We start from the raw sequence: 9,986 nt of genomic DNA, 5'->3' as shown, positions 1-9,986 counted from the left end.
GTTCATTTACCGATCGTGCATCTTTAGGTCACGTCGTTCTGGCAGCATCCCGTCTGCAGAACGGCGAAGGGGAGAACAGGGTTGAGGCCATGGCAATGAGACGGGTTATCGCATTCTTGACCGCAGTGGCTGCTGCGGCGGCCATCCCGGTGGTGTCGGGAGTTGTGGGCACGAGCGCAGTAGCGAACGCAGCGCCATGCCCGAGCCTGTACGTGGTAGCGATTCCGGGAACGTGGGAAACGTCCACCAAGGAGAATGTCAGGCCCACTCCGGGTCTGCTGTCCGCGGTGACGAACGGTCTGCCGTCGTCGATCCGCACCGACTACGTCACGTACGCGGCCACCGCGTTCCCGTGGGAGTCCGACGTGTACGGGCGCTCGAAGGCACAGGCGGTCACCAACGCGAAGGGCATGCTGTCGTCGATGGCGCAGCAGTGCCCCGACACGAAGCTCTCGATCATCGGCTACAGCCAGGGCGCCGACGCCGCGGGTGATCTCGCCGCGGAGATCGGCACCGGACTCGGTGTCGTCCCCGCCGACAAGATCGCCGCCGTCGGACTCGTCTCCGATCCGCGGCGCTCGCCGACCGACGCCCTCGTCGGACCGCCCGTCGCCGGCAGCGGCGCCGGTGGTCCCCGCATCGGTGGGTTCGGCTGGGTCAGCCAGAACACGCGCACGTTCTGCGCGTACGGCGACCTGTACTGCTCGACCCCCAAGGACGACTTCGTGACACGGTTCGCCGGTTTCCTCGCGCAGACGTCGGATCCGACGCCGTCCCTGTTCGGCCGCTACCAGGAAGAAGCCCTCGCGATCTGGAACGATCTCCTCGCGGTCGGCGGTGTGCCCACACTGATGGCTCAGCTGGACGAGCAGTCGAACGAGAAGCGCATCGACGAACTCGAGCAGTTCTACAAGTCGCAGGCTCACCAGGATTACACCAGCTACGCGGTCGACGGATCGGGCACGCCCGCCACGACCTGGCTGAGGAACTGGTTGCGCGACATCGCGTGAGTTCCACCGACGGCGGCAGGGGATGATGTCCATCGTGACCGACACCCCTGCCGCCTTCGTCGGCTACGACGCCTTCGTGACCGTCCGGTGGTCCGACATGGATGCCTTCCAGCACATCAACCACGCGCGGATGGTGACGCTGCTCGAAGAGGCCCGGATCGACTGGTTGCTCAGTGAGGGCAGCGAGAATTCGACGCTCATCACGAGCGCATTCATCGCCGACATCCATGTGAAGTACCGGGCGCAGTTGCGGCATTCCGACAGCCCCCTACGGGTCACCATGTGGATCGCCAAGCATCGCGCCGTCGACTTCACCATCGGCTACGAGGTCCGGAGTGCGCGGGCCGCGCTGACCGACCCGCCCGCGGTCACCGCGACCACTCAGATGGCCGTCGCGGACGTCGAGGCGCAGCGGCTCCGCCGGATCACCGCCGCCGAGCGCGAGTATCTGACCCGCTGGTCCCGCGCGTGAGTGGGAAAGCGTATTCCGGCACGCATTCCCACTCACCTGCGGAGGTCGTCGGGGGCAGGTAGGGGACTGTCGGGGTCGAGGACGGCGCCGCGGCTGCGCAGGGTGGTGTCGACCAGTGCCCATGCCCACGCGGCCAGCTGTTCGGTCAGCACTCCGGCGTCGGTGCCGCCCGGTCGTTCGATCCACTCGGCGGACACCGACTCGACCATCCCGATCAGCGCGGTGGCCAGGGGTGTCGCCGTGGCGGGGGAGCCGAGCGCGTCCAGATACGGGTGGAGCATGTCGGCGACCGCGGTGCTGATGGCCCGCCGCACCTCCTCGGTGGCCGGCGAGAACGACATCAGGTAGCGGTACAGGTTGGCGTGTTCGGTGAGCCAGTCGAGATGGGTGCGCGCGGCTCGGGTGAGGATCGTGTGCGGCGTGCCGTCGGTGGTGATCACCGGGGCGTATTCGATCAGCATCATCGCGGCGATCCGCCGGGCGACGGCGTTCCTGAGGTCGGTGCTGTCGTCGAAGTGGCGGTAGATGCGGGTGCGCGCGACCTGGGCGTAGACGGCCATCGTCGCGACCGACACGTCGGGACCTTCGTCGGCGATGGCGATGAGAGCCCGTTCGACGAACTCCGAGCGCCGCTTCTCGCGTTGCCCGCGCCAACGGGCAGCGCGCCCGTCACCGGCGTCTTGCTGGGGGTTCGTCATCGAAACGAATCGTAGTCTTCCCTGTCGCGACGTTTCCGTATGACGTCGGCAGTATGCGGTACAGCGATGTACCACACACTCTCGCTCGCCGGGACGACGAGCCTGCCGACCCGGCCGGCGCCGACCGAAGGAGAGCATGACGTGGGATTCTCGGTTGCGGGCAAGACAGTCCTGATCACCGGAGCGGCGATGGGGATGGGACGTCTGTTCGCCCGGCTCGCCGGCGCCGACCAGGCGCTGGCGGTGGTGTTGTGGGACATCGACGCCGACGCCCTCGATCGCACGGCGCAGGAACTGCGCGACACGGGGTGCACCGTCAGCGCGCAGGTGGTCGACGTCGCCGACCTCGACTCCGTCCGCGCGGCGGCCGCCGAGGTGCGCGGCGTGTTCGGTCGCCCCGACGTGCTGATCAACAACGCGGGTGTGGTGCGCGGCAAGTACTTCTGGGAACACGACCACGAGTCCGACACGAAATTCGTGATGGACGTCAACACGCTCGCGCCGATGTACGTGACCAACGAGTTCCTGCCCGCGATGATCGAGGACCGCGGCCGGGAGTGCCGCATCTTGAACATCGCCTCGGCCGCCGGGACGGTGGCGACGCCGAGAATGGCCGTGTACGCGGCGTCGAAGTGGGCTGTCCTGGGGTGGAGTGATTCGCTGCGACTCGAACTGGTCCAGGCCGGTCACGGGCACGTCAAGGTCACCACGGTGTGTCCGAGCTACATTTCCACCGGCATGTTCGACGGCGTGAAGAATCCGCTGTTCGCTCCGATCCTGAGCCCGGAAGAGGTCACGGCCCGGTCGTGGCGGGCGATGCAGCAGGGTAAGTCGCTGCTGATGCTGCCGCGGTCGCTGTACGTGTCGCGGGTCGCGAAAGCCGTCCTGCCGGTGCGCGCCTGGGACCGTCTCGCCGACCGGCTCGGCGTCTACCACAGCATGGACGCCTACACCGGCCGGGTGCAGGCCCCCACTCCCTGACGCTCCGGATCAGCCGAGGTCGAAGCGGGCGCCGAGCCGCATGCTGCCCGGGGCGAGGCGGCTCAGTGCGCGCCCGACCTTCGCCTCGGGCGTGACGGGAACGACGGCCTTGTTGGATCTGACCGCCTTCACGATCTGCGTCGCCACCCGATCCGGGGTGAAACCTCTTCTGCGGTAGAGCTTGTCGGCCCGGTTCCGCTTCTTCGCCTGCTCCTCCGGTGTGGTTCCGGCGAAGTCGGTGGCCTGGACGATGTTGGTGTGGACCAGCCCGGGACAGATGGCGCTGACGCCGATGCCGTGATTCACCAGTTCCGCTCGGAGACAGTCCGACAGCATGAACACGGCGGCTTTGCTCGTCGCATATGCGGTGAGTTGCTTCTGCGGTGTGAATGCGGCAGCGGACGACAGGTTGACGATGTGGCCGCCGGTTCCGCGGTCGATCATCTGCTGCGAGAACGCCCGGGACCCGTAGACGACACCCCAGAAGTTGACGTCCATCACCCGCTCGAAGTCCCTCTGCGGGGTCTTCGTGAACGTCCCCGAGTATCCGATCCCGGCGTTGTTGATCACGATGTCGGGGGTGCCGTGCTCGGACTGCACCTTCTTCGCGAAGCGCTGCACCTCGTCTTCCACCGAGACGTCCACCTGGTAGGCGTGGGAGCCGCCACCGAAGATGGCGACGGCGCCGCCGCCCTTCATCTGCGCTGAGTTGATGAGGTCCGCGGTCTGCTGCGCCGATTCGAGGTCGCGGTCGGCGATCACCACGACGGCACCTTCCGAGGCGAACGCCAGGGCCGTCTCGCGGCCGATCCCGCTGCCCCCGCCGGTGACGACGACGAGTGTGCCGTCGAGATCCCGCAGGCGGTGATGCTTCCGGGAACCGCTGCGCCAGCCTTTGACTTCGCCGAGAAGACTCATGTGACCATCTTGTCCGAGTACGGTCGATCGTGTGTTGATCTGGTACGTCAGTTATGGATCGAACATGGCGACGACGCGTCTGACCTGCTACCTGCGCGGCGGTCGCCCTGCCGGGGGCAACCTCGTGCACGCCGGTGCCCGCGACGGCAGCGCTCCCCGTGAGTCGATGCCGGTGGAGATCCCGGGCTCCGTGTTCTTCGCGGGAGAGTCGCGGATCTGGGGTGGCGGCCGCGCCTTCTACGATCCCGACGCGCCCGGCACCGTCGCCGCCCGCGCGTTCCTGGTGACCCAGGACCAGTTCGAGGACATCCACGCGCAGGAACCCGCCTGCTACGACCGTCTCGTCACGCTCGGATCCCGCGACGGGGTCCTCATGTGCACGTTCACCACCCGGGCCCGCGGTGACGTCGTCGCCCGGAACGCGCCCGCACCCGCCTATCTCGCGACCATCGCGGACGGTCTGCGGGAGGCGCACGGCTGGGACGAACCGAGAGTCGCCGATTATTTGACGCGACTTCGGGTTTCCTAGCCGACCCAACTGTGCTTACGTGAGACGGGCCACACGAGGTGGCGTTCACGAAAGGGAGTCGATGTCCGATCTGCATGTCGTAGCGACCATTCCTGCCAAGCCTGGCTCCGAGGACACCGTCCGCGACGGACTGGCCGCGTTGGGGGCGGAGAGCCGAAACGAAGAGGGCTGCATCTCGTACGAGGTGTTCGAATCCACCGCCGTCGCGGGAACCTTCGTTACCGTGGAGGTGTGGACCGGTCAGGACGCGCTCGACGCACACATGAAGTCGCCGCACTTCCAGGCCGCGCTCGGCACGTTCGGTGAGCACCTCGCCGGGGCACCGGCGATCCACACGCTGAAGTCGGTTTCCTAGAGTCGACGTTCGTGACCACACCACTCACCAGCATCGCACCTGAAGGTCCCGTCCGCGGGGGCGTCGTCGTCATCCAGGAGGCGTTCGGCGTCACCGAGCACATCGTCGACGTCTGCCGTCGTTTCGCCGCGGCCGGATATCACGCCGTCGCGCCGCACCTGTTCCACCGCAGCGGAGATCCGGTGCTGGACTACGACGACCTGCAGGCGGCGATGCCGCTGATGGGTGCGCTCACCGCCGCGGATATCGACGAGGACGTCGACGGGGCCGTCGCGGCTCTGTCGGCGGCCTCGATCGCCCCGCGGAACACCGCGGTCGTCGGGTTCTGCATGGGCGGGACCGTTGCGTTCCACACGGCGACGCGGCTCGACCTCGGCGCGGCGGTGAGTTTCTACGGCGGCGGCATCGCGAAGGGACGCTTCGGCTACCCGTCGCAACTCGATGTCGCAGGCCGGCTCGCGACACCGTGGCTCGGCCTGTTCGGCGACCGTGACAAGGGAATTCCGCCGGAGGACGTCGAGGAACTCCGCGGTGCAGTCGCCGGCGCCCGCGTGGACACCGAGATCGTCCGCTATCCCGCGGCCGAGCACGGCTTCCACTGCGACGACCGGCCCGCGGTGTACAACGAGGCGGCCGCGCGGGACGGATGGGCGCGAACCCTGCAGTGGTGTGACGCACATTTCGACGCCACTGCGGGATCCTCCTGACGGAGGCCTGATCGGCGCGAACGGTTCGGGCGGGAACCCGATGTGCGTCAGGGGAGAACGAGTGACAAGCGTCTGACGTGCCGTGCGGTCTGTTTCACGAGCGCGACCTGTGACCGAACCGTTATAGTCTGCTCATGACTTCAGTTCTCGGTGTATCGGTAGGCGCCAGCGCGGTGCGCTTCGCGCGCCACGACGCCGTGAGCCTCGACACGCCGATCTTCGAATCGCGGTCGGTGACCGCAACACTCGAACGGCCGGAGGAGCTGGCCGCCGAATCGATCGGGACGGTGCTCGCCGAGCGCGACGAGGTCGACGAGGTGCAGGCCATCGGTGTCGCGTACCAAGACGAGGCGCAGGCCGGTGCCGTGCAGGCCGCGATGGCCCGGCTGCAGATCGGCAACTTCCAGTTGGTCCCCGAGGTGACGGCCGCGCTCCAGATGCTCGAGATGTCCGGCGAGCTCGGCGACCACGCGACGCTCGTGTTCTACGACCTCGGCAGTTCGGGCCTCACCGTCACCGTGGTCGACCGGGACACCGGCATGGTGCTGAGCTCGGCGCGGTCGGATCAGATCAGCGGAGACCTCGTCGATCGACTGATCTGTGACAACCAACTCGAATTGCAGCGCTTCGCTCACCCCGCCGACGCGGCGGCCGCCCTCGCGCTCGCCGCGCGGTGCCGCGACGCGAAGGAGCAGCTGTCCACCCACGGCGCGGTGTGCATGCCGGGTGAGGGCGGGCTTCTCCTCCTGTCTCAGGACGGTTTCGATTCACTCATCGCCAGTCCCGTCGAAACGTCCGCGCGCCTGACCCGCGAGGTCATTCGCCGCTCGGGCCGCGTCCCCGACGCCGCCGTACTGATCGGTGGCGGCGCGCATATTCCGTTGGTCACGTCGGTGATGGAGTCCTGGCTCGACCTTCCGGTGATCGTGCCCGCGCAGCCCGAGCTGGTGGCGGCCGAGGGCGCTGCCCTGCTGGCCCGTCCGATGGCCGGGGAGTTCGTCGGCGCGGCGCCGCTGCTGCCCGACGAAGAGTTCGATGCTGAGCCGTTGCCCCAGCCGGATGTCGAATCCTGGGCGGACTCGCCGTCGGACGCGGCACCCCCGGCCCGGCGGCGCCGCGGCTTCGTCCTCGCCGGCGGTGCGGTGGCCGTGGTCGCCGCGATCGGTCTCGGAATCGGTGTCGGCACCGACCTCCTGCAGGGTTCGGACGAGGAGGCGCAGCCGGCCGCGACGCAGCAGGCCACGCAGGCGCCGAGCGTGCAGCGCGCAGCGCCCGCCAAGCCGACGACCGCTGCGGACGTGCCCCCGGCCGCGGATCTCGTCCCCTCCGCGGTCGAGGAGCAGCCGGTGATCCCGCCGCAGACCGAGGTGCGCGGCACGTATCAATCACAGATGCAGGCGCAGACGCAGAGTCCGGCTCGCGCGCCGGTCGTGCCCGGGACGCAGGATGCTGTTCCGTCCGATACGTCGGCTCCGACGACGACACCGGAACCCGCCCCACTCATACCGGGTCTGCCGCAGATTCAGCTGCCGACGATTCCTCCGCCCGCGCCGCTCCCCATGCCGGAGCTACCCCGGATACCAGGGCTCTGACGCCGCGCTTGTATAACGCCGACGGAAACGGCGAGGGTCCAACGCGCCGTTCGTGATCAAACCGTTATAGTTGGGCCCATGGTTTCAGTCCTCGGTGTATCGGTAGGCGCCAGCGCGGTGCGGGTGGCGTATCCGGACGACCGGGGGGCCGCCGTCCGAACATTTCCCGTGGATCCCGCGCACGAGCGGCCGGAGGATGTGGTCGCCGATTCCGTCGACACGGTGATTGCCGAGAACGCCGCCGACGACGTGCAGACCATCGGTGTCGCGTACCGGGATCAGGCTCAGGCCGCTGCCGTGGAGGCCGCGATCGCGGACTGCCGGCTGGTTCCCGAGGTGACGGCCGCGCTCCGGATGCTCGAGGCCTCCGGCGAACTCGGCGACCATTCGACCCTCCTGCTGTACGACCTCGGCAGTTCCGGCCTCACGGTCACCGTGGTCGACCGGGAAAGCGGAACGGTGTTCGGGTCGTCCCGGACGGACGAGATCGGCGGCGACCTCGTCGACCGCTTGATCCGCGACCATCAACTGCAGGGCAAACGCATCGCGGCGCCTGCCGACGAGGCCGGGGAGTCGGCGCTCGCTGCCCGGTGTCGCCGCGCCAAGGAGGAATTGTCCACCAACACCGCGGTCTGCGTCCCAGGTGACGGCGGTCTGCTCCTGCTGTCGCAGGACGTTCTCGAATCGCTCATCGTGCGCCCCGTCGAGGCCTCCGCCCGCCTGGCCCGCGAGGTGATCGCGTCGTCCGGGCACAGTCCCGACGTGGTGGTGTTGATCGGGGGCGGCGCACACATCCCGCTGGTCGCCTCGCTGATGGAATCGTGGCTCGCGCTACCGGTGATCGTGCCCGCGCAACCCGAACTGGTGGCCGCCGAGGGCGCCGCGCTGCTGGCGCAGGAGCACTCGGGAACTTCCGTGAAATTCGCCCGGCCCGTGCTCCGGGGTGGTGCGCTGGCCGGCGGTGCGTTGGCCGTCGTCGCCGTGATCGGTCTCGGCCTCGGGGTCGGCGGCAGTCTTATGCAGGGTTCCGACGGCGACGCACGCCCCGTCGCCACGCAGCCGAGCAATGTCGAGGTGTCGCCGTCGCCCGCGCGGCCGTCGGCGGCGACGCTGCAGCCGTCGGCAGCGGTGTCGGTCCCGGACGCGTCCCAGCAGGAGGTGAGCGCGCCGGAACCCGCTCCCGTGCCTGCCCCCGCGCCGCGCCCCCTCATTCCGGGGCTGCCGCAGATCCAGCTGCCGACACTCCCGCCGCCTCCGCCGCTGCCCCCGTTGCCGCGGATTCCCGGCCTCTAGCGACCGCTCATCGGCGCAGCATGTCCCGGACGTGACCGGTCTCGTTGACCGACGCCACCCGTCGTTCACCGTTGCGGGAGACGAGCACACGGGTGACGGACACGTACTCAATCGGGAACACGAGAGGCCGGTCGAGGCCGAGCACGTCCTGGAGGAAGACGTTGATGACGCCGCCGTGCGCGAACACCGCGACGGTGTCCTCGTGGCCGGATTCGTCGACGACGCGGCCGAGGGACTCGAACACGCGGGCCCGGAAGGCGTCGGCGTCGACGGACTTCGGGAACTCGCCGGCGCGGATGCGGGCGAACGCCTCCGGCGCCCGGGCCTCCGCCTCGTGGAACGGGATGTAGTGGTCGAGGTCGTAGTCGTACTCCGCGAGCCCGACGTATTCGGTGACGGGAAGGTTGAGTGCCTCCGCGACCGGCGCGGCCGTCTCGAGCGCGCGTCGTTGCGGGCTGCTGACGATCCGGGCGATGCGGTACGGGGCCAGCGCCGCGGGCAGGCGCTTGGCCTGGGCATGACCTTCTTCCGTCAGTGCCGGGTCCGCGCGCCCGTCGGACGCGGTGACGAGTTCGGGCAGCGCGTGGCGGATCAGTAGCAGTTGCACATCGATCAGCTTGCCAGCTCCCGTGCGAGGGCCGCGATCTGGCCGGGCTGATCGATCATCGCGTGGTGGTGGGCGGGGGACACCACCCGGAACGCAGCGCCCAGGAACTCCGCGAACTGTCGCTGCGTACGGATCCACGCCGAGCCCCACGGCGTGGCGCGTCCGGTGTGCGCGGCCGCGACGACGACGGGTGCCGTCAGAGTCGTGGTCTCGCGGAGCGCGGCCAGTTCCTGGGCCAGCGCCGGATACGACGCGTTCTCGACGATCGAGGATTCGAGGTATGCGGGTTCGCGGTAGATCCGTTCGATCCAGCGCCGGGTGTCCGGCGCGATCCCGTACGGGGGTGTCGAATGGTTCAGGATCCGGCGCACCGTGGGTCCGAGAAGCCGTTGCAGGCCCACCCGGCTCGCGAATCGGGCCACCCGGCGACCCGTGCCGACGCGCCACCGGGTCGGAATCACGCGGTGCGGCCGGGTCGTGACGGTGGCGTCGAGGAGGATCACTGCGGCGGTGCGCGCCGGGTACAGCCGGGCGAAGGCCTCGGCGTAGATGCCGCCGAGGGAGTGTCCGACCAGCACGGCCGGGGCGCTCACGTGCAGGGCATCGAGGACGCCGGCGATTCTCACGGCCTCGCCGCGGGCGGACGGCCGCTCGCCGGACGGTGGGCTGAGTCCGTACCCGGGCCGGTCGATCCGCACGACGAGGTTGGTCCCGGACAGTAGATCGACCACCTCGTTCCAGTCGAACCAGTTGCCGCCGAGGCCGCCGCAGAGGACGACGGGTGGTCCGTCGCCGTCGACCACCACGTGCACTCCCGCGGCCAT

12 protein-coding genes are annotated in these 9,986 nt (G+C 69.0%); 8 read left to right on the top strand and 4 right to left on the bottom strand.

The window, feature by feature from the left end; all coding sequences use genetic code 11:
- The first annotated feature begins 95 nt into the window (after nt 1–95).
- Both H0B43_RS17655 and H0B43_RS17650 read left to right on the top strand, forming a co-directional pair.
- Entirely contained in the window at nt 96–1,010 is a 915-nt protein-coding gene (locus H0B43_RS17655; RefSeq protein WP_185729920.1) for a cutinase family protein, read from the top strand.
- 22 nt (nt 1,011–1,032) lie between these two features.
- Entirely contained in the window at nt 1,033–1,482 is a 450-nt protein-coding gene (locus tag H0B43_RS17650; RefSeq protein ID WP_185726745.1) for a thioesterase family protein, read from the top strand.
- A gap of 32 nt (nt 1,483–1,514) precedes the next feature.
- Here H0B43_RS17650 and H0B43_RS17645 read toward each other — a convergent pair whose 3' ends face one another.
- A complete protein-coding gene (locus H0B43_RS17645) occupies nt 1,515–2,180 on the bottom strand; it encodes a TetR/AcrR family transcriptional regulator (RefSeq protein ID WP_185726746.1) in 666 nt (221 codons plus the stop codon).
- 141 nt (nt 2,181–2,321) lie between these two features.
- Here H0B43_RS17645 and H0B43_RS17640 point away from each other — a divergent pair, with 141 nt between their 5' ends.
- Entirely contained in the window at nt 2,322–3,161 is an 840-nt protein-coding gene (locus tag H0B43_RS17640) for an SDR family oxidoreductase (protein ID WP_185726747.1), read from the top strand.
- Nucleotides 3,162–3,170: 9 nt separating this feature from the next.
- Here the strand turns inward: H0B43_RS17640 and H0B43_RS17635 are convergent, their stop codons facing one another.
- Nucleotides 3,171–4,079 carry an SDR family NAD(P)-dependent oxidoreductase gene (locus tag H0B43_RS17635; protein ID WP_185726748.1) on the bottom strand — a complete coding sequence of 303 codons (909 nt, stop codon included), beginning with the start codon at nt 4,077–4,079 and terminating at the stop codon, nt 3,171–3,173.
- A gap of 31 nt (nt 4,080–4,110) precedes the next feature.
- On the opposite strand from H0B43_RS17635, the gene H0B43_RS17630 reads away from it, so the two are divergent.
- The 5 genes from H0B43_RS17630 to H0B43_RS17610 all read left to right on the top strand — a co-directional run bounded on the left by H0B43_RS17630 (nt 4,111) and on the right by H0B43_RS17610 (nt 8,555).
- On the top strand, nt 4,111–4,608 hold the full coding sequence (locus H0B43_RS17630; RefSeq protein ID WP_185726749.1) for a hypothetical protein: 498 nt from the start codon (nt 4,111–4,113) through the stop codon (nt 4,606–4,608).
- Between the two features lie 61 nt (nt 4,609–4,669).
- Nucleotides 4,670–4,963 carry a putative quinol monooxygenase gene (locus H0B43_RS17625; protein ID WP_185726750.1) on the top strand — a complete coding sequence of 98 codons (294 nt, stop codon included), beginning with the start codon at nt 4,670–4,672 and terminating at the stop codon, nt 4,961–4,963.
- 11 nt (nt 4,964–4,974) lie between these two features.
- A complete protein-coding gene (locus H0B43_RS17620) occupies nt 4,975–5,670 on the top strand; it encodes a dienelactone hydrolase family protein (protein ID WP_185726751.1) in 696 nt (231 codons plus the stop codon).
- A 134-nt stretch (nt 5,671–5,804) separates the two neighbouring features.
- Nucleotides 5,805–7,262 carry an Hsp70 family protein gene (locus H0B43_RS17615; protein ID WP_185726752.1) on the top strand — a complete coding sequence of 486 codons (1,458 nt, stop codon included), beginning with the start codon at nt 5,805–5,807 and terminating at the stop codon, nt 7,260–7,262.
- 78 nt (nt 7,263–7,340) lie between these two features.
- On the top strand, nt 7,341–8,555 hold the full coding sequence (locus H0B43_RS17610; protein WP_185726753.1) for an Hsp70 family protein: 1,215 nt from the start codon (nt 7,341–7,343) through the stop codon (nt 8,553–8,555).
- A 7-nt stretch (nt 8,556–8,562) separates the two neighbouring features.
- Here the strand turns inward: H0B43_RS17610 and H0B43_RS17605 are convergent, their stop codons facing one another.
- Together H0B43_RS17605 and H0B43_RS17600 are read right to left on the bottom strand one after the other, a co-directional pair.
- Nucleotides 8,563–9,162, bottom strand: coding sequence for a histidine phosphatase family protein (locus H0B43_RS17605; RefSeq protein WP_185726754.1), 600 nt, complete (start codon nt 9,160–9,162; stop codon nt 8,563–8,565).
- Between the two features lie 5 nt (nt 9,163–9,167).
- Nucleotides 9,168–9,986 carry an alpha/beta fold hydrolase gene (locus H0B43_RS17600; protein ID WP_185729921.1) on the bottom strand — a complete coding sequence of 273 codons (819 nt, stop codon included), beginning with the start codon at nt 9,984–9,986 and terminating at the stop codon, nt 9,168–9,170.

It is taken from the genome of Rhodococcus sp. 4CII, assembly GCF_014256275.1.
Taxonomy (GTDB): domain Bacteria; phylum Actinomycetota; class Actinomycetes; order Mycobacteriales; family Mycobacteriaceae; genus Rhodococcus_F; species Rhodococcus_F wratislaviensis_A.
Note: the sequence above shows the minus strand (reverse complement) of the source record. Positions and strands in the feature narration are given on the sequence as shown.

Excerpts from the sequence above, each read along its gene's own strand:
- H0B43_RS17625 (WP_185726750.1), top strand. The coding sequence starts at position 4,670 with ATGTCCGATCTGCATGTCGTAGCGACCATTCCTGCCAAGCCTGGCTCC.
- H0B43_RS17610 (WP_185726753.1), top strand. The coding sequence starts at position 7,341 with ATGGTTTCAGTCCTCGGTGTATCGGTAGGCGCCAGCGCGGTGCGGGTG.
- H0B43_RS17645 (WP_185726746.1), bottom strand. The coding sequence starts at position 2,180 with ATGACGAACCCCCAGCAAGACGCCGGTGACGGGCGCGCTGCCCGTTGG.
- H0B43_RS17655 (WP_185729920.1), top strand. The coding sequence starts at position 96 with ATGAGACGGGTTATCGCATTCTTGACCGCAGTGGCTGCTGCGGCGGCC.
- H0B43_RS17650 (WP_185726745.1), top strand. The coding sequence starts at position 1,033 with ATGATGTCCATCGTGACCGACACCCCTGCCGCCTTCGTCGGCTACGAC.
- H0B43_RS17635 (WP_185726748.1), bottom strand. The coding sequence starts at position 4,079 with ATGAGTCTTCTCGGCGAAGTCAAAGGCTGGCGCAGCGGTTCCCGGAAG.
- H0B43_RS17600 (WP_185729921.1), bottom strand. The coding sequence starts at position 9,986 with ATGGCCGCGGGAGTGCACGTGGTGGTCGACGGCGACGGACCACCCGTC.
- H0B43_RS17615 (WP_185726752.1), top strand. The coding sequence starts at position 5,805 with ATGACTTCAGTTCTCGGTGTATCGGTAGGCGCCAGCGCGGTGCGCTTC.